The following is a 20,924-nucleotide window of genomic DNA, read 5'->3' on the forward strand; positions in this document are numbered from 1 at the left end:
TCTGCTTATTGCTATTTCATGGTATGCGTCAAAAATATATCATAAGAGTAATATGCAGTTAATTACTTCATTTAACAAATTCAAAAAAAATAAAATAAACTTATTTTCTGGTTTAGGTACGCCACTATTAATTATGGCGGCACTGGGTATGGTTATTTTGCCCATGCCTTCATTTTTACTCGATATACTCTTTTCTTTTAATATTGCCTTATCTTTGGTGGTATTACTGATCACCGTTTATACCTTAAAACCCCTTGAGTTTGGCTCCTTTCCTGCGGTGCTACTGATAGCGACCATTCTACGGTTAGCGCTAAATGTCGCCAGTACTCGAATTGTCTTGCTCGAGGGACATAAAGGCCCTGATGCTGCGGGTAAAGTCATTGAAGCCTTTGGCTCTGTGGTTATTGGCGGAAACTATGCCGTAGGTTTAGTGGTTTTTGTTATCCTGATTATTATTAACTTTGTTGTTGTAACTAAAGGTGCTGGGCGAATTGCTGAAGTAACGGCTCGTTTTACCCTTGACGCTATGCCAGGAAAGCAAATGGCAATAGATGCTGATTTGAATGCGGGTTTTATTACTGCAGACCAAGCAAGAGAACGTCGCATTGAAGTGACCAGTGAAGCTGACTTTTATGGTTCGATGGATGGTGCAAGTAAGTTTGTAAAAGGTGACGCGGTTGCAGGTATATTAATTTTATTGATTAATATTATTGGCGGACTGGTCATTGGTATGGTCCAACATGACTTAAGTTTTGACAGTGCCGTTGAAATATATACGCTGTTAACGATAGGTGATGGTCTGGTTGCTCAGATACCAGGTTTACTTTTATCCGTAGGTACGGCGATTGTTGTTACACGACAAAATACCTCACAAGATATGGGCGAACAGGTCAGTAGTCAATTAGGCCAAGAACGTTCGTTGTATATTGCTGCTGCGGTTATGTTTGTAATGGGTGTTATTCCTGGCATGCCTCACTTTGCTTTTTTATTATTTGCTTTCATGGTAGCAGGAACAGCCTTTTTTAGTGGAAAATATAAAGTAGCAAAAGAAAAAGAGTTAGCTGATAAGTCAGAAGCTGCAGAGGTTGAAACACAGCAACAAGAAGCCGAAGTTAAAGATTTAGGTTGGGATGACGTCAACCATGTTGACATTATTGGTTTGGAAATCGGTTATCGCTTGATACCACTGGTAGATAAATCTCAAGGTGGAGAGTTACTTAATCGAATAAAAGGGGTACGTAAGAAGCTTTCTCAAGAGTTTGGCTTTTTGGTTCCAGCCGTACATATTCGTGATAATCTCGATTTAGACCCTAATGTTTATCAAATATCACTGATGGGTGTCACTATTGGTGAAGCTGAAATTCGCCATGATCATGAGTTAGCGATTAATCCAGGACAAGTTTTTGGAAAATTAGATGGCGTGGCTACTACAGATCCGGCCTTTGGATTAGAAGCGGTATGGATTAAAAACGCACAGCGCGAACATGCGCAATCATTGGGTTACACCGTGGTTGATGCTTCCACCGTCCTTGCGACCCACTTAAGTCAAATACTCACAAACAATGCTTCTCAGCTACTTGGCCATGAAGAAGTACAAAACCTGCTTGATATGCTTGGTAAAAGTTACCCTAAATTAATTGAAGGGTTTATCCCTGATGTTTTAACTCTTGGCACACTGGTTAAAGTCTTGCAAAACTTGATGACTGAAGGTGTTGCGGTTCGCGACATGCGCAGCATTATTCAGACGCTTGTTGAATATGGACCTAAGTCTCAAGACCCCGAAATACTGACTGCTGCGGTACGTATAACCTTGCGGAAATTCATCGTACAAGAGTTGGTAGGTCCGGTTACCGAAGTACCTGTCATAACATTGGCGCCAGAGTTGGAACAGATGTTGCACCAGTCTATGCAAATGGCTGGAGACGATGGCGCAGGCATTGAACCAGGTTTAGCAGAACGGTTACAAAAATCTTTAACCGAGGGTGCTCAACAACAAGAAATGGCGGGAGATACGCCGATATTGTTAACCTCAGGGATTTTACGAGCAGTACTCGCTAAATTTGTTAAATATACTATTCCTGGCTTACGCGTAATTTCTTACCAAGAAATTCCTGATGATAAGCAGATAAAGATAGTAAGCGCCATTGGTCAATAATTACGATATCGGTAATGAACAGCAGAGAATCTTGGCCGTTAAATGAATATGTCATTAACAGCGATTGCAGTTGATAAGGGGTTAGTTTTGAAAATAAAACGTTTTGTAGCAAAAGATATGAGAAGTGCTCTGACACAAATCAAAGAAGAGCTAGGCGCTGACGCTGTGATCATGTCAAATAAACGTGTGCCTGAAGGTGTTGAATTAATGGCTGCGGTTGATAATAACGTTGAAATTAATGCGACCAAGCCAACCGCTGCAGCGACACATACCTCTGAAAATAGATCTACGGCTACAGCGAGTAATAGCTCAGCCCGTGCGATTGACAATGATGTTGTTAACCTTAGTCAAAATAATCCAATGACGAATGCCTCTATTCAAAATAATAGAGGTGGAGAAGAAGGTGTAATCCCCTCCGATAGCCTAGCGGCATTACTCAATCGTCAAGTGCAACAAGCTCCAGCACTTAATGGCCAGGGTATTAATCAAGTTCAGCATGATAAAATTTCACAAGCAGCGGCCAAGTTAACTCAAAATAATACAACCAACCTCGGGCAATCATCAACGCCAGTACCATCAAGTAATATAGAGCAACAATTTAAAAGTTTTACCGATCGCTTAGAGCAAAGTAGTCAAGAGACAGGTAACGAGCAAACAGCAAGTCAATATCAGCAACCTGCTATTGAGGAGCAGTCTCGCACTTCAGAAATGAATTTGCCACCTGCACAAAATGTAAATAACGAAGACTTAGAGAAAATGAAACATGAAATGTCTTCAATTCGTGAATTATTAGAACATCAAATTTCTGGTTTGATGTGGCAGGATATGGCGCAAAAGGATCCTGCTCGCGCTATGTTGGTAAACCGACTAATGTCATTGGGAATGAATGAAGAAGTTTCCGATCAAATTGCCGGTTATATCCCCGCACAAAAGAATGATCAGGATACATGGCAATTAGCTAAAAAGTTTATAAGCCAACAAATAAATACCACAAACAATGACATTATTCATCGTGGTGGTGTTGTTTCTTTAGTTGGGCCCACTGGCGTGGGTAAAACCACAACAGTAGCAAAATTGGCCGCCCGATTTGCACAGATCCATGGTGCAGACCAAGTTGCGATGATTTCAACCGATAACTACCGTATCGCTGGGTTTGAACAATTAGCAACTTATGGGCGCATTATTGGTTGCGAAGTAAAACTTGCTGGTGATGCAAAAACGTTAGATACCCTGTTACAACAATATTCTAAAAAGAAGTTGATACTTATTGATACCGCAGGCATGGGGCAACGTGACATGCGTTTAGCTAAACACTTAACAACGTTAGTTTCAAATGCACGGGTAAGAATTCGTAATTACTTAGTGTTAGCGGCTAATACTCAGCAGCGCGTGATGCAAGAGAATGTAGATCGCTTTAAAAAAGTACCATTGGCTGGCTGTATTTATACTAAACTTGATGAAAGTCTTAGTATAGGTGAAATTATTTCTACCTCTATTCAAAATGGCTTAGCGATAGGTTACCTTACTGATGGACAAAGAGTTCCAGAAGATATTAAAGTTGCAAATGCTGAAAAACTCGTTACGCTAGCAGATAAAATGTCAGCGAAAAATCAAGTTACTAAACCAATAAATTGGCGAACAGCACCTATGGTATCAAGTTGATTATAAACGGGCTTATTTTTAATACCTAAAACGAATAATACTGAGGTATTACAATTGATCAGTAGAATGATTACAGACAACTTTTATGCTAGGTGTTTATCTTTTTTTCCTCATAAAAAAGTTGAGCGCATGCTTAATCAAATGTACATCACTGTAAATATCACTGTATTCCCATAACTTGTTCTAATATGTGAATTTTAATCCTATAAAAATATGCAGGTTATATGATTATAGGGTTATACTAAATTTAATTGATGGATTTTCGTAAGAAAGTAGAGAAATACGATAAATGAATGATCAAGCAAGTGGCTTAAGAAAAATGAAAAGTTCCGAACCAGTAAAAGTCATCGCAGTCTCAGGAGGTAAAGGCGGAGTAGGTAAAACTAACGTCTCACTCAATACCGCTATTGCACTAGGACAATTAGGACAACGCGTTTTAGTTTTAGATGCCGATTTAGGTTTAGCTAACGTTGATGTCATGCTCGGTTTACGAGTAAAGCGCAATTTATCACATGTACTTTCTGGCGAATGTGAATTAGACGATATAATTATTGAAGGTCCCGCTGGCATTAATATCATTCCTGCTACGTCAGGTTCACAATCTATGGTCGATTTAACGCCTGCTGAACATGCTGGTTTAATTCGCGCTTTTAGTGATATGAACACAAAGTTTGATGTACTTATTGTCGATACCGCTGCAGGTATTTCAGATATGGTACTGAGCTTTTGTCGCGCTTCACAAGATGTGATGCTAGTTGTTTGTGATGAACCTACTTCTATAACTGATTGCTACGCTTTAATGAAACTATTAAGTCGTGACCACGGTGTATTCAAATTTAAAGTTGTTGCTAATATGGTGCGAACACCAAAAGAAGGTCAGCAACTGTTTGGCAAGTTATCAAAAGTAACCGATCGATTTTTAGACGTTGCACTCGAATTGGTTGCTGTGATCCCATTTGATGAAAATATAAGAAAATCTGTTAGAAAACAAAAAGCAATTGTTGAAGCTTATCCTCAATCACCCGCGGCCGTTGCGTTTAAATCTTTAGCAGCTAACTTAATTAAATGGCCAATGCCTAAACAAGCATCTGGTCATTTAGAGTTTTTTATTGAGCAGTTGTTAGAAAATTAGTAACAATGAACAAAAAGATAAGAGTGCTTTGTTTAAAGTGCTTAATTTTCACATAATTTTAGCGAGTGAGCGATAGTGGTAAAACCAAATGCTTACAGTATTCAAACTGATAAATCTGCAATAATTGCGCAGCACACAGTTTTAGTGAAACGAATCGCTTATCACCTATTAGCAAGATTGCCTGCTAGCGTGCAGGTTGATGATCTTATCCAATCGGGTATGATTGGCTTGCTTGAAGCTTCAAATAATTTTGATCACAGCAAAGGAGCAAGTTTTGAAACCTTTGCTGGCATTCGTATTCGTGGTGCTATGCTTGACGAAATACGCCGTGGAGACTGGACTCCTCGTTCAGTTCATAAGAATAGTCGCATGGTCAGCGAAGCCATAAAAAAGCTAGAAGCTGACCTAGGAAGAGATGTTACGGATATTGAAGTTGCTGAAAAACTTGATATTTCGTTAAATGACTACCATCATATTCTTAGTGAAGTTAGTACAGGTAAAATAATCGGTATAGAAGATCTTGGTGTTGGTGAGGATTCTTTGTCGAATATGGAAGATGTTAATAATAACGATCCCTATGATAATTTTGAAAAAATAGTTTTTAAAAAATCGCTATCGGCATGCATTTCCACTTTACCCGAACGCGAAGCTCTAGTACTGTCACTATATTACGACGAAGAATTAAATCTACGTGAAATTGGTCAAGTGCTTGATGTAAGTGAGTCACGTGTTAGTCAAATTCATAGCCAAGCAATGCATAGGTTAAAAGGACGTATGCAATCTTGGCAAAGTTAAGTAGAATATAAATATAATTAAATTTTAAAATGTTCTCACCGGAGGGTGCCTTGGATAAAAATATGAAAGTTCTTGTTGTTGATGATTTCTCAACCATGAGACGTATCGTGAAAAACTTGTTGCGCGATTTAGGCTTCACTAACATTTCAGAAGCAGATGATGGTAGCACTGCTTTACCCATGTTAAAAGAAGGCTCTTTTGACTTTGTTGTAACAGATTGGAATATGCCTGGTATGCAAGGAATTGATTTGCTTAAAGCAATTCGTGCAGATGCTAAGTTATCTCATATTCCTGTATTGCTCATTACTGCTGAAGCAAAGAAAGAACAAATTGTTATGGCGGCCCAAGCAGGTGTTAATGGTTATATTGTTAAGCCATTCACAGCAGCAACGCTAAACGCTAAGTTAGATAAAATATTTGAACGTTTAGGTTAATTCTTTAGCTCGTTCATTAATTAATCTATACGAGAGGTTGTTGCATGAGTGTGAATACAAATGTGCATGTTTCTTTGGAAGAAGCAAAACTGTTGGTCGAATATTTAGAAAGTGGTCAACAAGATAAGGCAGATGAATTAATTGCAGAAATTCAAAACCCAATTAATTCAGAGTTGTTTGCTGAAATAGGCAAATTAACGCGTCAATTACATGATTCATTAAATAATTTTCAATTAGATTCTCGGTTGAATGATTTAGCGACAGCAGATATTCCAGATGCTAAAGAACGTTTAAACTACGTTATTACCCGCACGGAAGAAGCCGCTAATAAAACCATGGATGCTGTAGAATCTATTTTCCCAGTTGTTGATACGATACAACGGCAGATAAAGGCAGTTAACCCGTTATGGCAAAAACTCATGCATAACAAGTTGGAGTTAACTGAATTTAAAAGCTTATGTATCGATATAGATTTATTATTAAAAACGACAGATAAAGAATCAGTTCGCATGCATGATTTAATGACTGATGTTTTAATGGCACAAGATTTTCAAGATTTAACCGGACAAGTTATTCGTAAAGTTATTGATCTAGTTCGTGAAGTAGAAGATAGCTTAATTGGTATGCTGACCGCTTTTGGTATTACAACAGAAAATAATTTAGAACGAAGTAAACCCAAAGTAGGTGATAACTTAGTTGAAGGCCCTATCATTAATGCAGCACAACGTGATGATGTTGTCGCTGATCAAGATGATGTTGATGACCTTTTATCAAGTTTAGGATTTTAATAGGAGTTGCTGGATGTCATTTGAGCAAGATGAAGAGATTCTTCAGGATTTTTTAATTGAAGCCGGAGAAATACTTGAAACGCTTTCGGAACAACTTGTAGAACTTGAAAACGACCCTGATAATGCCGAATTATTAAACGCTATATTTAGAGGTTTTCACACCGTTAAAGGTGGTGCAGGCTTTTTAGCGTTACATAATTTAGTTGATGTTTGTCATGGTGCAGAAAATATTTTCGATCTGCTACGTACAAACCAGCGTAGTGTTAGTGCAAGCTTAATGGATGTTATTTTACAAGCACTTGATGTTGTAAATGAAATGTTTGTACAAGTCCAAAATGGTGAAAAACTTGATAAAGCCGATGCAGAGTTACTTGCTGAGTTGCATCGACTAAGCCAACCTGAAGGTAAAGAACAAGCACCTGAACCTGAGGTTGTTCAATCCGTTGTGGAAACTGAAAGTTCTTCCTCTGGTGATGAAATGTCAGAGGATGAATTTGAGCGTCTTCTCGATGAGCTTCATGGTGGTGGGGCGGCTTCAACACCAGCACCTGCTGAAAAATCGACGATAGCTTCTTCAGACAGTAATGATATTTCAGATGACGAATTTGAATCCCTACTTGATGAATTGCATGGCCAAGGTGCATTTTCATCTGAACTTGCGACTAACAAAACCGGTAATGCACCCTCATCAAATAGTGCGTCGTCTGATGAAATAAGCGATGATGATTTTGAAGCCTTATTAGATGAATTGCATGGTCAAGGTCAAGCGCCAAAGTTATCTACGCCACCTGCACCCAGTTCTCCAAAACCAGCACCTGTTGCTCAAACTCAAGCCGCTAAGCCAACACCAGTTGCCGCTGCTAAGCCAGCAGTAAAAGTACCAGTTCCAGAAAAAGCACCTGCTAAAGCAATGCAAGGTGAAACAACGGTTAGGGTTGACACAAAACGTCTTGATCAAATCATGAATATGGTAGGTGAGCTAGTATTAGTCAGAAATCGCTTAACAAGTTTAGGTTTGACTAAAGAAGATGAAGATTTAACAAAAGCTGTTTCTAATCTTGATGCTGTAACAACAGATTTGCAGGGTGCGGTAATGAAAACCCGTATGCAGCCAATCAAGAAAGTTTTTGGACGATTCCCTCGTGTTGTCCGAGATTTAGCACGAAGTTTAGATAAAGATATTAAATTAGTACTAGTAGGTGAAGAAACCGATCTAGATAAAAACTTAGTTGAGGCATTAGCTGATCCCTTAGTGCATTTAGTGCGAAATTCAGTTGATCATGGTATTGAATTACCTGATAAACGTGAAGCTATGGGTAAACCTAGAGAAGGTGTCGTTGTTCTTTCTGCCTCTCAAGAAGGTGACCATATATTGTTAACCATCAAAGATGATGGTGCAGGTATGAATGCAGAAAAGTTAAAAGAAATCGCTATTGAACGCGGTGTTCTTGATACTGATGCCGCCGCTAGAATGACAGATAAAGAAGCTTTTAGTTTGATTTTTGCCCCTGGATTCTCTACTAAAACAGAGATTTCTGAAGTTTCAGGCCGTGGTGTTGGCATGGACGTAGTAAAAACTAAAATTACCCAATTAAATGGTACGGTAAGTATAGATTCTGAAATGGGCGTAGGTACAGTACTAGAGATAAAAGTACCGTTAACCTTAGCCATTTTACCGACACTCATGGTTATTGTTGGAAAGCAGACTTTTGCTTTACCACTTGCTGGTGTCAATGAAATATTTCATCTTGATTTAACCACTACCAACGTCGTTGACGGGCAATTAACCATCATCGTTCGTAAGAAAGCTATTCCGTTATTCTATTTAGATAAATGGTTAGTACGTGACTTTGTTGATAAGCCTAGAGAGAAAGGTCATGTGGTTATCGTTCAATTGGGCAATCAACAAATAGGTTTTGTTGTTGATAGTTTAATTGGTCAGGAAGAGGTTGTTATTAAACCACTTGACCGTTTATTACATGGTACTCCAGGTATGGCTGGTGCAACAATCACCAGTGATGGTGGAATAGCGCTAATTATAGATGTTGCTAATATGCTTAAGTTCTATGCAAAAAAAGCTGTTGTTAATAAAAAATTACACTCTTAGCACATAATAAAGCCTTATTGAGTTTTAATAGGGCTTTTAAATTTATAAAACAAAAGAGAGAATAAATGCCCTATAAGGTGTTGGTTGTTGATGACTCGAGTTTTTTTAGACGTCGCGTTACGGATATTTTAAATAAAGATCCGAACCTTACCGTTATTGATGTTGCTGTAAATGGTATAGATGCTGTTGAAAAAGCAGTGTCTTTAAGACCAGATGTGATCACAATGGATATAGAAATGCCATTGCTTAATGGTATTGAAGCGGTGAAACAGATAATGGCAAAAGCGCCAACATCAATCTTAATGTTCTCATCGCTGACACATCAAGGTGCTAATGCAACGTTAGAAGCTCTAGATGCTGGAGCTCTTGATTTTCTGCCGAAAAAGTTCAGTGAAATAGCTAAAACATCAGACGACGCCGGTAGTCTACTTCGTCAGCGCGTCGTTGAGTTAGCAAAGATGAACGGTTCGCTGAAAAGAAAACTGGCAATCAAAGCGCAATCCTCACGTGTCACCTTGGCTTCCTCTGTGGCTAAACCCGTAAGTAAATTTGAAACTCAGCCTAGAAATACACTTCGTACTACAAAAGTGGATACCACTCACAGCGAAAGCATTCGCAACCAGAGCGTTAAAAGAAGTTCAGGAAAAAAATACCAGTTACTTGCTATAGGGACATCAACAGGTGGACCCATAGCTCTGCAAAAGATATTAACGCAATTACCGCAGAATTTTCCACTACCTATTATTTTAATACAGCACATGCCTGCTGCTTTTACTTTTGCTTTTGCTAACCGACTAAATACATTATGCAATATTAACGTAAAGGAAGCAGAGAACGGAGATATTCTAAAACCTGGTTGTGCTTATCTTGCGCCTGGTGGCCGTCAAATGATTATTGATGGTACGGCGACATTGGCAAAATTAAAAATTATAGACGACAATTCAGAAAAAATAGCCTTTAAGCCAAGTGTTGATATAAGTTTCGGCTCAGCAGCCAAAGTTTTTGGTGGCTCAGTACTTGGCGTGATTTTAACAGGTATGGGCTCTGATGGTAGGGAAGGGGCTCGAATGTTAAAAGGTAAAGGCGCAACAATATGGGCTCAAGACGAAGCTTCATGTGTTGTTTATGGAATGCCACAAGCTGTAAAAGTTGCCGGTATTTCAGTTTTATCCTTAGCATTAGAAGACATGAGCCAAAGTATTATCAAGGAAATTGATCATGGATAAGCTAACAATAGCAGGGCTTTTTGTTGCAATTACGGCTATATATTTAGGCTTTATTCTTGATGGTGGTTCTCTTGCTGCATTATTTGAATTACCTGCGTTTATTATCGTTTTTGGTGGAACGCTTGGCGCTGTAATGTTGCAGTCATCATCAGCTCAGTTTTTTCATGCGTTGTCTTTGTTGAAATGGATATTCTATCCACCCAAGTATGATATTAATCAAGGTATCGATTCCATAGTCTCTTGGTCAGAAAAAGCGCGAGAATCTGGTTATTTATCTCTTGAAAATGTTGCAGAGGAAGAACAGGACTTCTATACAAACAAAGCACTTAACTTATTAGTTGATGGTATTGAAGTTGATAACTTACGTGTTTCATTAGAATTAGATTTAGATTTATATCGGGAACATAACTTACGCTCGGCTCATGTTTTTGAATCGATGGGCGGTTACAGTCCAACGATTGGTATCTTAGGTGCGGTGTTAGGTTTGATTCATGCGATGAGCAACCTCACCGATCCAACATTATTAGGTCAAGGTATTGCAACGGCTTTTATTGCCACAATTTATGGTGTTGGTTTTGCCAATTTGATTTACCTACCCGTTGCAAATAAAATAAAGGCGATTATCCATCAACAAACCATGTACCGAGAAATGATTGCTGAAGGCCTCATTTCTATTGCATTAGCTGAAAACCCACATGCCATTGAAAATAAGTTGTCGGCCTTTCGGTTAGAGCAATGAACCACTTAAGAAAACGTCGGCATTTTGTCGAACATGATAATGTCGATCGTTGGCTTGTTTCGTATGCTGACTATATGACATTACTTTTTGCGTTATTTGTCGTTTTATATGCAATGGCAATGGTTGATGAAGAGCCTTTTGAAACGGCGACGGAGTCGATAGGCAAAGTTTTTCAGGCAACAGAACCCTTACCTAAGAACCGTGGTCATGGCGACGATATCCTTGATGTTAATACTTCAAAAACGAATAAACGCCTATACGGTAATGGCATTTTAGATGTTGCCGGACCTGAACTCGTTAATGGTGAAATTACGCTTTCAAATGTTTCTGACAGCGAAGTTGGCACTAATTTAACCTCACTAGAAAAAGAATTGCATACAGCACTATACGATTTAATAGAGTCGGGCTTTGCGCAATTACAAATTGATGGTGATTGGTTAGAAATAGAATTAAACAGCAACATGCTTTTCCCTAGTGGTTCATCATCAGCAACAAACAATGCGACTACGGTATTAGCTGTTATTTATGATGTTATTGGTTCTTCAAGCAATTTTATTCGTGTGAGAGGCTATACTGATAATCAACCGATAAATACTGAAATATTTTCATCGAATTGGGAATTGTCAGTTTCTCGGGCGACAGCTATTTTAAGAGTACTTGAAGACCTTACCCTTGACCCTGCTCGCATGGCAATTGAAGGTTACGGACAATATTATCCACGTGAAGATAATAAAACTGCCGAAGGTCGAGCACAAAATCGACGCGTTGTTATAGCTATATCAAAGTATGGGTTAGAAAAGTCAAATTTACTTGCTACACCCACCATCAGTGTTCAAGATGTTGAGGCAATAAAACAGATAGATAGTGCTAATGACGAGGAAAACGAAATTCGTATTATACGACTAGATAACGGTGGTATTCGCATTACTACGCGAGACGATGATAAGTCATCTTCTCAGCAGAACAATAATTAGCGTAACAAAATAAGTAGGATACAAACTTGGTAGTATGGACCGTAGCAAATCAAAAAGGTGGTGTTGGTAAAACCACAACAACAATATCCTTAGGCGGCTTATTAGCTGAGCAGGGTTATAAAGTTTTGCTTGTAGACACCGATCCACATGCTTCTTTGAGCTATTATTTTGGCATTGAATCTGAAGATCTTGAATTAAGTGTTTATGATTTATTTGTTCAAGTGTCAACTAAAGAACAAATAATGCAAAGTTTATGTCCAACGAAATATGAGAATATCGATATACTGCCTGCAACAATGGGCTTAGCGACGCTAGACCGATCTTTGGGCAATAAAGGTGGAATGGGTTTGGTTTTGAAAAAAGCCATGATAAAAATAGCCAGTGAATATGATTATGTTTTGATTGACTGTCCACCGATTCTAGGTGTACTCATGGTGAATGCTTTAGCAGCTTCACAGCGCATCATTGTTCCGGTACAAACTGAATTCTTAGCCTTAAAAGGTTTAGACCGCATGATGAAAACAATGGACATTATGCAGGTAGAGCAAGATAAACCATTTAAGTACACTATAGTACCAACGATGTTTGATAAACGTACTAAGGCTTCATTGCTGACTTACCGAAAACTACAAGAGTTATACGATGACAGTGTTTGGGCCGGTGTAATACCTGTAGATACTAATTTTAGAAATGCGAGCTATTCGCTGCAGGTTCCGTCAGATTATGCACCTTTAACACGCGGTGTTAGTGCTTATAAAAAATTATTAAGCAGTTTATTAGAACTGCAAAAATTAGGTTAATCGTCCCATGGCAAAATCACTCGCTGCAAGTAAAAAACTTATGCAGAATTATTTATCAGAATTGTTGACTGAAGAACAACAAGAATCTGAAGTGCCAATTACGCCAGTAAAAGAAAAATTACATCAACCGTTAGAAAAGCTTCTTCAAAAAATTGATATTACTGAACATATTGCTGACCCATCAGATGAACCTATCCATACGGTTAAGAGTAAAGTAAGTCATGAAATATCGAAAGTAGCACCGCCACTTGCTAAAGAAAAAATCAAAGAAAAAGTTAAAGAACAGCTGAATGTCGAACAGCCCCTTAAAACAAGAAAAAGTGATCAGCCTTTAATTGTTAAGCAAACTAAAAATTATCGTAAGGGTAGTTTTCAAGCGATGTTCTTCAATGTCGCAGGTTTAACTATCGCTGTACCTTTAATTGAGTTAGGTGGAATACATAACGAAGACAAAACAACAAGTTTGATGGGTAAACCTGAATGGTTTACGGGTGTAATGCTACACCGCGATGAAAAAATCAATGTTGTAAATACGGCTTTATGGGTAATGCCAGAAAAATGTGACGAAGCATTGAGAAATTCGCTAAACTATCAATATATCGTCATGCTTGGTAATAGTAATTGGGGATTATCAGCCGAAACCTTAGTAGATACGGTGACGTTAGAGCAAGAAGATGTAAAATGGTTAGATGTACCGAACAAGCGACCTTGGTTAGCCGGGTTAGTCAAAGAACGTATGTGTGCACTGCTTGATGTGGAGTCTTTAATTAACTTACTTGACGCAGGCGCAAATATTAACCAAGATTAATGGCTAGATCTCAAGATAGTATTATACTATGGACACTAGACGAATAATCAAACAGATTGATTTTCAATAAGATATTTAAGAGGCAGGCTGTATGGCTGATGATAGACGTAATACAAATGAAAACGTAGACAACGATAAAGTGTTGCAATGGGTAACCTTTAAACTTGACAGTGAAACCTACGGTATTAATGTGATGCAAGTGCAAGAAGTTTTACGTTATAGTGAAATTGCACCAGTGCCAGGAGCGCCTACATATGTATTAGGTATCATTAATCTGCGAGGTAATGTTGTTACTGTTATTGATACAAGACAACGCTTTGGTCTTAAACCTGCTGATATTTCTGATAATACTCGTATTGTCATTATTGAAGCTGAGAAACAAGTCATTGGTATTTTAGTAGACAGCGTTGCTGAAGTGGTTTACTTAAAGAATTCAGAGATTGATGATGCACCGAATGTAGGTAATGATGACAGTGCACGATTCATTCAGGGTGTTTCAAACAGAGAAGGTGAACTACTTATTTTGGTTGATCTAAATCAGCTACTATCTGACGACGAATGGGATGAGCTTAAACAGTTTTAACCATTTATAAAACTGTTGGATAGGTCTCTACAAATAAAGCCTGACTAATTCAGGCTTTATTTAGTTGTAATTGTTCAAGAAGATTTTATGTTTATTCTCTCTCCACTTATTATTTTATCTATATGTTTTGTGCTTTTTATAGTGCTTAGCGTGTTTATTTATCGTCAAAAATCTCATTTTTATCGAATAAATAAGATGCTAAAAACACAAATTGAAACGCAAGAATTGTTTATTAACGAGTTACAATCAGCTCAAAAAACAGTAAACAATCAGTTTGTTGACGTCGAAGATAAGCTTAAAAATTATTATCTAGAAAACGAGCAAGTTAGTAAGCAGCTTGAACACCGTATAAAAACACTCCAGCAAGAGAGTGCGCTACAAAAACATTTATTAGAACAACTCCAAAATCAACAACCCCAAGATAAACTTTATTCCCGTGCCTTTAAACTTGTTGAACTAGGTGCTGACATTGAAGAAGTTGTACGTGAATGTGATATTCCGCTTGCTGAAGCTGAAATGTTAATTTCTGTTCACAGAAATAAAACATCCTCATCTTAAGTTTTATTTGTTCTGTGCTTTATTTTTAAGTGTAAATATTTAAACCTTTTATGTTGCATTACATTTCTCCATGGTAAACTGCATTTTTATTTTTTTCATCTCAAGGACGTTAAGTGAAAGTCGCCGCTATGTTTTCTTATTTGTTCAACCTTCAAACTAAAAAAATTGTTATCATTCTTCTGGCTTTATTTATTTCTGCCTGTTCTTCAACACCGTCTAACGATGGTGTTAATACGTCTGATCCTAAAGATCCATTAGAGTCTATTAACCGTCCATTTTGGACCTTTACATGGGACTATGCTGACAAATATGTTTTTAAACCTGCATCAGAGGTCTATGTTGAGTATATGCCGACAGGCTTTAGAACAGGTCTTCATAATATTGCGTTAAATTTGAATGAGCCATCAGCAGCTATTAATAATCTTCTGCAAGGAAAATTTAGCGAGGCGGGGAAAAGTACGGGACGTTTTGTTCTTAACTCTACAATAGGTTTGTTTGGTTTTTTTGACCCTGCAAGTGATTTCGATTGGACTCGAGAACAAGAAGAATTTGGAGAAGTATTAGGCTCTTATGGAGTAGGCGATGGACCTTATATTGTTGTGCCTGGGCTCGGACCAAGTTCAGTTCGTGAAGAAGTGGGTGATTACGTTGACCGCTACTATTGGCCATTAGCCATTATTGATTTTTGGCCAAACCTTCTTCGCCAAGCAGTACTTGGACTCGAACAACGTGTTGCTCTAACTGACCAAGAACAAATTATTAATGATTCAATTGACCCTTATGAATTTGTTAAAAATGCTTATTTTCAAAATATGGAGTTTAAGGTTTATGATGGCAACCCGCCTATTGTGATCGATGATGAAAGTGAAGATGAAATTGATGCGTTTTTAGACGAACTTGATGCGATGAGTGATATAGAGTAGTCGATATATATCGGTATACTTAAATAAAGTGAAGTTTGGTGTTTGCTAAACTTCACTGATTTGGGTAATTACAGTATTGGCACTGCTATATAAGCGTGGTTATAGTTAATGCTAGCAAGGTGAGTCAAAGGCTAAATAATTAAATACAAAAACAATTAACTTAAGCTAATTTATTATATTGCTTTATTGCATCACTGAGATACTTACGTGTAAAGAGTAATGATATCGGGCGAAGTAAAATAAAATAAACACCTAAAACACCAAACAACGATACCACGAATAATATCCCATCTAATTGCGCCAAAAAAAGAAAGGGTGGCACCAACATAATTAATTTTAAAATGTTCAAAACAAATTTCTCAGGAGCCGTCAATTTATGTGCCGCCAATGTTAAAATTTGCTGGCGTTGCTGTAGAGAATAGCTTTCGAGTTCAGGGATTTTGTTTGTAGAAAATATAAAAGCCATAGGTATCGTATATTTAATGAATAATAGCGGCATTCTACAGTATTTTTGTTAATAATTAAGCAAACAAGTACCGAATTGTCTCTGGGTTTGGTAGAATTGCCGCAAATTTTTTGTGAGTGAATTATAAATGAATGTCATTGAAGCCAATTTTGACGCAGCAGGTAAAAAGTTTGCCATAGTTGTTTCTCGTTTTAACAGTTTTGTAGTTGAAAGTTTATTAGAGGGTGCTGTCGATGCACTTAAACGCCACGGCAATGTTGCAGATAACGACATTACGATTGTTCGTGTCCCTGGCGCATATGAATTACCCGTAGCAGCGAAACGTATAGCAAGCAAAGGCCAATTCGATGGCATTATTGCTATTGGCGCTGTTATTCGTGGTGGAACGCCACATTTTGATTTTGTTGCTGGGGAATGTAACAAAGGCCTAGCGCAAGTTTCAATGGAATATACTATTCCTGTTGCTTTTGGTGTTATTACTACCGATACCGTAGAACAAGCGATAGATCGTGCCGGACTTAAAGCAGGTAATAAAGGCGCAGAAGCGGCTTTAAGTGCTTTAGAAATGGTTAATGTTTTAGATAAGATATAAGCGGGTACTTTTGTGAAACCATCTCCTAGAAGGAAAGCTCGTGAGTTAGCGGTTCAAGCTATTTACTCATGGCAGCTTAGCCAAAACTCAGTGACTGATATCGAAGTTAATTTCTTAACTGATAACAGTGCACGCCGTTTTGATATTCCATATTTTCAACAGTTATTACATGGTGTAACCAAGTCAGTTGGTTCTATCGATGAAGCTATTTCTCCTCATGTTGATCGTCCTTTAAACGATGTTGACCCAGTAGAGAAAGCAATATTACGTGTTGCTATTTATGAATTGAAAGACTGTAAAGATGTGCCATACCGAGTTGTTATTAATGAAGCCATCGAATTAGCAAAATCTTTTGCTGCCGACGATAGTCATAAATTCGTCAATGGTGTGCTTGATAAAGCGGTTAAACTTATTCGTCCAGAAGAATAATTCATTCTTGTATTCGAGAAGCAAAGGATTGGCTGTTCTATGAAAGAATTTGAACTCATTCGTCGTTATTTTACTGAACAAGTAGTAAAGCGTAAAGATGTTCATTTAGGTATTGGTGACGATTGTGCATTAGTTACCCCAGGTGAACGCCAGCATATTGCTGTAACAACAGATACATTAGTTGCAGGTGTTCATTTTCCTTTGAATACATCCGCTCGTGCTATTGGTCATAAATCAATAGCCGTTAATTTATCTGATCTTGCCGCTATGGGTGCAGAGCCGAGTTGGGTGTCTTTAGCCTTAACGCTTCCTGAAATTGATGAAAATTGGATGAGTGAATTTTGTAAAGGTGTTTTTGACCTTTGTGAATTTTATAATGTACAACTCATTGGTGGTGATACCACACAAGGGCCGCTGAGTATTACGGTTACAGCCCAAGGACAAATTCCTTTTAAACAGCATATTTCTCGGTCGGGTGCTAAAGCCGGAGAATGGTTATACGTAACAGGTGAAATAGGCGGCGCGGCGCTCGCATTACAACATATTCAAGGTAAAGTGAAAGTAGCGGCTAAATACCAAGATGAAATACAAAAGCGTTTAGATTTCCCAAAAGCGCAGGTCTTAGCAGGGCAAGCATTACGTAAGTACGCGACATCAGCTATCGATTTATCTGATGGATTAATAGCAGACCTTAGTCATATTTGTAAAGCTTCGGGTGTGGGGGCTAATATTGTCCTCGATGCTTTACCTCTTCCTTTGGCATTAAGTGAAACGGTAGGTATAGATAATGCCTATAACATCGCTTTAGAAGGTGGTGATGATTACGAGCTATTATTTAGCGTTACCGAAGATAACCGAGTAGGTATGGAAACCGCATTAGCGAATACCGGTAATAAAATTACTTGTATAGGCCAACTGAATGGCTCAGGAAAAATTACCACCACATTAAATAAAAAAACGGTTAATATTAATGTGCAGAGTTTCCAACATTTCTCTGGCACTCCTTCTAACAAGTAATTTAAGATAGCATTGATGAGCAAATCTACTGAGAATTTTCGTCTAGCAAACCCAATCCATTTCCTTGCTTTAGGTTTTGGTAGTGGTTTATTGCCTAAAGCGCCAGGCACTTATGGCACGCTTGCTGCGATCCCTCTATATTTATTGTTAGCACCGACATCAATGAGTACTTACTTAACTATTGTTATTATCATGAGTATTGCAGGTATATATATTTGTGGCAAAGCCGCAAAAGACGCGGGTGTACACGATCATGGTGCGATCGTTTGGGATGAAATTGTTGGTTTTTTAATTACTATGTTTATGGTGCCTCTGTCATGGCAAAGTATCGTTGTTGGCTTTATTTTGTTTCGAATTTTTGATATTTTTAAACCTTGGCCTATTTCCTATATCGATAAAAACTTACATGGCGGTTTAGGTATTATGGTAGATGACATTATTGCAGGTTTGGCTGCATTATTTTGTATGCATCTCATTTTTTAACGAAAAATATATATTGATATTTTTCTATCGCTCACTTAATACCACCACCTACAAAATCATATCAAAGCCTTTATTTTAGGTAGCATCTAAGACTGTAAACTTTTTGGTGCAACAATTTGTTGACAGCTTAACCGTCAAAAAAATAACTCAATGTTATCATTAATTCCAATTACTGTGCTCGCTGGTATAATATCGCAATATTATATCGTTATCTTCTATACTTACTTGTATTTTAAAGCGTATTTTGACGTTTTATCAAGGCAAGCCTTAAATTTCAGGAGTTGTTCAATCAATGTCTACTAAGCACTTATTAAATGAAACTCATAATCCAGCCCTAGCTAGCTGGCTTGTTACTGCTAACCAAGCAGATACCGATTTTCCTATTCAGAATTTACCTTTTGCTGTTTTCAAACGAGCAAATAGCGAAGAGTCATTTCGTGGTGGCGTCGCTATCGGTGACCAAGTTATAGACTTGACGGCTCTGGGTCATACTAATGTTTTTGATGGCCTTGCTCAAGATGCTGTTAAAGCTTGTAGCGCACCGCAGCTAAATGATTATATGGCAATGGGCAAAGCAACATGGAGTGCCTTACGCTTAGCGCTTTCAAATGCTTTGAAAGAAGGCTCAGCTTTACAAGAAAAAATAGCCGGCTGTTTAATTGCTCAAGCTGATGTTGAATATGCATTACCTTGTAATATTGGCGACTACACTGATTTTTATACTTCTATTCACCATGCAACGTCTGTGGGTTTGAAGTTTCGTCCAGACAATCCATTATTACCTAACTACAAATGGGTACCTATTGGCTACCATGGTCGTTCATCTTCAATTGATGTTTCAGGTCGTGACTTTAAGCGTCCTTGCGGACAAACCAAAGCGCCAACAGCAACTGAACCATCATTTGGGCCTTGTAAACGTCTCGATTACGAATTAGAAGTGGGTATTTTTATAGGAAAAGGTAACGACCTCGGTGATGCCATTTCTATTGATAACGCTGAAGACCATGTTTTTGGTTTATGTTTATTTAATGATTGGTCTGCTCGCGATATTCAAGGATGGGAATACCAACCTTTAGGGCCATTTTTGTCAAAGAACTTTGCTTCAACGGTATCTCCTTGGATTGTAACAACAGAAGCACTGGCTCCATATCGTTCATCATGGACTCGCGTCGAGTCAGACCCTCAACCTATGCCATACCTTGAATCAGAAAAAAATCGTGCAATAGGTTCATTTGATATTCAGTTACAAGCACTGCTTGAAACACAAAACATGCGTGAGAAAAGTGAAGAAGCAGTAGAGATGTCACAATCTAATTTTAAAGACTCTTACTGGACAGTTGCACAAATGGTTGCTCATCATACGGTTAACGGTTGTAACCTTCGTGCCGGTGATATGTTTGGTAGCGGAACGCAGTCTGGACCCAATCCAGAAGAAGCTGGTTCAATGTTAGAGCTTTCAAATGCGGGTGCTGACCCTATTACTTTACCTAATGGTGAAAAACGTACTTTCCTTGAAGATGGCGACAACGTAATAATGAAAGGTTGGTGTAAAAAAGATGGTGCAGCTCGCATTGGCTTTGGCGCAGTATCAGCAGTAATATTACCAGCGAATTAATGTTAAATATTAATATCGAAGGCGCTGGCTATTTATAGCCAGCGCCTTTTTATTTATAGGGCTAAATTTCAACATTTTTATCCACTTTCTATCTTTCATCTTAATTTGATGAATTTTTTTGCTACGTTAAGTCTCTTCCTACCACCTTACTTGTATATAAAAATAATAGTAAAATCTCAGCAAATAAGCGATGAGTTGCTAAAAATTAACGACGAATCGCGTTGTATATTGTATTCAATGTAATTTTACTGTTAACTTTTAGTTCTTTAAGTGTGATTTAGTACAACAAGCCAATCTTTTTAAAAAGTATTTTTATGCTAGTTTGGAATAAGCAGTACTTTTTAATTCTATTATGGAATTAATGGTTACGAACGTTTTCGGATATAAATTTTTGATTGATAAGTCTACAGTTACCAGCATGTATGGCGTCTATGGTAAAAAGCTATTTATGAATAACTAGACTTTATTTCGTAATAAAGTCTAGTTTAATGGATAACCTTTATATTCTTTCTTTAGGCAATTTATTACCCTCTTGTAAACACTTTTTGGCTGTTTTATAAAGTAAAGGCTAGACTCTATGTTTAACACACATATATCTAGCCCAAAAAATATAATAAATATAAATATAAATATAAATA

21 protein-coding genes are annotated in these 20,924 nt (G+C 37.8%); 20 read left to right on the forward strand and 1 reads right to left on the reverse strand.

Going from position 1 to position 20,924, the window contains the following annotated elements; all coding sequences use genetic code 11:
- Positions 1-52: 52 nt before the first annotated feature.
- From flhA to H4J39_RS11530, 15 genes are all read left to right on the forward strand, one after another.
- On the forward strand, positions 53-2,155 hold the full coding sequence (gene flhA, locus H4J39_RS11460; RefSeq protein ID WP_182228374.1) for a flagellar biosynthesis protein FlhA: 2,103 nt from the start codon (positions 53-55) through the stop codon (positions 2,153-2,155).
- A gap of 87 nt (positions 2,156-2,242) precedes the next feature.
- Positions 2,243-3,817, forward strand: a complete 1,575-nt coding sequence (flhF, locus tag H4J39_RS11465; protein WP_182228468.1) for a flagellar biosynthesis protein FlhF — start codon at positions 2,243-2,245, stop codon at positions 3,815-3,817.
- A 289-nt stretch (positions 3,818-4,106) separates the two neighbouring features.
- Positions 4,107-4,949: a MinD/ParA family protein gene (locus H4J39_RS11470; RefSeq protein ID WP_182228376.1), complete on the forward strand. Its 843-nt coding sequence runs from the start codon at positions 4,107-4,109 to the stop codon at positions 4,947-4,949.
- A gap of 75 nt (positions 4,950-5,024) precedes the next feature.
- The gene (locus tag H4J39_RS11475; protein WP_182228378.1) at positions 5,025-5,744 is read left to right on the forward strand and encodes an RNA polymerase sigma factor FliA; all 720 of its coding nucleotides are present in this window, start codon (positions 5,025-5,027) and stop codon (positions 5,742-5,744) included.
- Between the two features lie 50 nt (positions 5,745-5,794).
- Positions 5,795-6,178, forward strand: a complete 384-nt coding sequence (gene cheY, locus H4J39_RS11480; protein ID WP_070374617.1) for a chemotaxis response regulator CheY — start codon at positions 5,795-5,797, stop codon at positions 6,176-6,178.
- 44 nt (positions 6,179-6,222) lie between these two features.
- The gene (locus H4J39_RS11485) at positions 6,223-6,966 is read left to right on the forward strand and encodes a protein phosphatase CheZ (RefSeq protein WP_182228380.1); all 744 of its coding nucleotides are present in this window, start codon (positions 6,223-6,225) and stop codon (positions 6,964-6,966) included.
- 13 nt (positions 6,967-6,979) lie between these two features.
- Entirely contained in the window at positions 6,980-9,073 is a 2,094-nt protein-coding gene (locus tag H4J39_RS11490) for a chemotaxis protein CheA (RefSeq protein ID WP_182228382.1), read from the forward strand.
- A gap of 65 nt (positions 9,074-9,138) precedes the next feature.
- Positions 9,139-10,299: a chemotaxis response regulator protein-glutamate methylesterase gene (locus H4J39_RS11495; protein WP_182228384.1), complete on the forward strand. Its 1,161-nt coding sequence runs from the start codon at positions 9,139-9,141 to the stop codon at positions 10,297-10,299.
- The gene (locus H4J39_RS11500) at positions 10,292-11,038 is read left to right on the forward strand and encodes a flagellar motor protein (RefSeq protein ID WP_182228385.1); all 747 of its coding nucleotides are present in this window, start codon (positions 10,292-10,294) and stop codon (positions 11,036-11,038) included. Before H4J39_RS11495 ends, H4J39_RS11500 begins: the two co-directional genes overlap by 8 nt.
- Complete coding sequence (locus H4J39_RS11505) at positions 11,035-12,012, forward strand: flagellar motor protein MotB (RefSeq protein ID WP_182228387.1); 978 nt, start codon at positions 11,035-11,037, stop codon at positions 12,010-12,012. Before H4J39_RS11500 ends, H4J39_RS11505 begins: the two co-directional genes overlap by 4 nt.
- 26 nt (positions 12,013-12,038) lie before the next feature.
- Positions 12,039-12,812: a ParA family protein gene (locus H4J39_RS11510; protein ID WP_182228389.1), complete on the forward strand. Its 774-nt coding sequence runs from the start codon at positions 12,039-12,041 to the stop codon at positions 12,810-12,812.
- Positions 12,813-12,819: 7 nt separating this feature from the next.
- On the forward strand, positions 12,820-13,620 hold the full coding sequence (locus H4J39_RS11515; protein WP_259368814.1) for a chemotaxis protein CheW: 801 nt from the start codon (positions 12,820-12,822) through the stop codon (positions 13,618-13,620).
- A 91-nt stretch (positions 13,621-13,711) separates the two neighbouring features.
- Entirely contained in the window at positions 13,712-14,203 is a 492-nt protein-coding gene (locus H4J39_RS11520; RefSeq protein ID WP_182228391.1) for a chemotaxis protein CheW, read from the forward strand.
- A 195-nt stretch (positions 14,204-14,398) separates the two neighbouring features.
- Complete coding sequence (locus tag H4J39_RS11525) at positions 14,399-14,761, forward strand: DUF2802 domain-containing protein (protein ID WP_182228393.1); 363 nt, start codon at positions 14,399-14,401, stop codon at positions 14,759-14,761.
- A gap of 113 nt (positions 14,762-14,874) precedes the next feature.
- Positions 14,875-15,684, forward strand: coding sequence for a VacJ family lipoprotein (locus H4J39_RS11530; protein ID WP_310649744.1), 810 nt, complete (start codon positions 14,875-14,877; stop codon positions 15,682-15,684).
- Positions 15,685-15,844: 160 nt separating this feature from the next.
- Here the strand turns inward: H4J39_RS11530 and H4J39_RS11535 are convergent, their stop codons facing one another.
- Positions 15,845-16,150, reverse strand: coding sequence for a DUF6170 family protein (locus H4J39_RS11535; RefSeq protein WP_182228395.1), 306 nt, complete (start codon positions 16,148-16,150; stop codon positions 15,845-15,847).
- Between the two features lie 127 nt (positions 16,151-16,277).
- Between H4J39_RS11535 and ribE the strand changes: the two genes are divergently transcribed.
- From ribE to fahA, 5 genes are all read left to right on the forward strand, one after another.
- Entirely contained in the window at positions 16,278-16,742 is a 465-nt protein-coding gene (gene ribE / locus H4J39_RS11540) for a 6,7-dimethyl-8-ribityllumazine synthase (protein ID WP_182228397.1), read from the forward strand.
- Between the two features lie 12 nt (positions 16,743-16,754).
- The gene (gene nusB / locus H4J39_RS11545; RefSeq protein WP_182176932.1) at positions 16,755-17,171 is read left to right on the forward strand and encodes a transcription antitermination factor NusB; all 417 of its coding nucleotides are present in this window, start codon (positions 16,755-16,757) and stop codon (positions 17,169-17,171) included.
- Positions 17,172-17,210: 39 nt separating this feature from the next.
- Positions 17,211-18,188, forward strand: coding sequence for a thiamine-phosphate kinase (gene thiL, locus H4J39_RS11550; protein WP_182228399.1), 978 nt, complete (start codon positions 17,211-17,213; stop codon positions 18,186-18,188).
- Positions 18,189-18,203: 15 nt separating this feature from the next.
- The gene (locus H4J39_RS11555) at positions 18,204-18,671 is read left to right on the forward strand and encodes a phosphatidylglycerophosphatase A (RefSeq protein ID WP_182228401.1); all 468 of its coding nucleotides are present in this window, start codon (positions 18,204-18,206) and stop codon (positions 18,669-18,671) included.
- 292 nt (positions 18,672-18,963) lie between these two features.
- Positions 18,964-20,286, forward strand: a complete 1,323-nt coding sequence (fahA, locus tag H4J39_RS11560) for a fumarylacetoacetase (protein WP_182228403.1) — start codon at positions 18,964-18,966, stop codon at positions 20,284-20,286.
- Positions 20,287-20,924: the final 638 nt, after the last annotated feature.

The sequence above is a fragment of the Colwellia sp. Bg11-12 genome (genome assembly GCF_014076955.1).
Classification (GTDB): domain Bacteria; phylum Pseudomonadota; class Gammaproteobacteria; order Enterobacterales; family Alteromonadaceae; genus Colwellia_A.

Bases quoted from the DNA above. Each gene is read 5' to 3' on its own strand.
- H4J39_RS11515 (WP_259368814.1), top strand. From the start codon at position 12,820: ATGGCAAAATCACTCGCTGCAAGTAAAAAACTTATGCAGAATTATTTA.
- flhA (WP_182228374.1), top strand. From the start codon at position 53: ATGCAGTTAATTACTTCATTTAACAAATTCAAAAAAAATAAAATAAAC.
- H4J39_RS11555 (WP_182228401.1), top strand. From the start codon at position 18,204: ATGAGCAAATCTACTGAGAATTTTCGTCTAGCAAACCCAATCCATTTC.
- thiL (WP_182228399.1), top strand. From the start codon at position 17,211: ATGAAAGAATTTGAACTCATTCGTCGTTATTTTACTGAACAAGTAGTA.
- H4J39_RS11495 (WP_182228384.1), top strand. From the start codon at position 9,139: ATGCCCTATAAGGTGTTGGTTGTTGATGACTCGAGTTTTTTTAGACGT.
- H4J39_RS11505 (WP_182228387.1), top strand. From the start codon at position 11,035: ATGAACCACTTAAGAAAACGTCGGCATTTTGTCGAACATGATAATGTC.
- fahA (WP_182228403.1), top strand. From the start codon at position 18,964: ATGTCTACTAAGCACTTATTAAATGAAACTCATAATCCAGCCCTAGCT.
- H4J39_RS11520 (WP_182228391.1), top strand. From the start codon at position 13,712: ATGGCTGATGATAGACGTAATACAAATGAAAACGTAGACAACGATAAA.
- H4J39_RS11500 (WP_182228385.1), top strand. From the start codon at position 10,292: ATGGATAAGCTAACAATAGCAGGGCTTTTTGTTGCAATTACGGCTATA.
- H4J39_RS11485 (WP_182228380.1), top strand. From the start codon at position 6,223: ATGAGTGTGAATACAAATGTGCATGTTTCTTTGGAAGAAGCAAAACTG.
- H4J39_RS11470 (WP_182228376.1), top strand. From the start codon at position 4,107: ATGAATGATCAAGCAAGTGGCTTAAGAAAAATGAAAAGTTCCGAACCA.
- H4J39_RS11525 (WP_182228393.1), top strand. From the start codon at position 14,399: ATGCTAAAAACACAAATTGAAACGCAAGAATTGTTTATTAACGAGTTA.
- H4J39_RS11535 (WP_182228395.1), bottom strand. From the start codon at position 16,150: ATGGCTTTTATATTTTCTACAAACAAAATCCCTGAACTCGAAAGCTAT.
- ribE (WP_182228397.1), top strand. From the start codon at position 16,278: ATGAATGTCATTGAAGCCAATTTTGACGCAGCAGGTAAAAAGTTTGCC.
- H4J39_RS11490 (WP_182228382.1), top strand. From the start codon at position 6,980: ATGTCATTTGAGCAAGATGAAGAGATTCTTCAGGATTTTTTAATTGAA.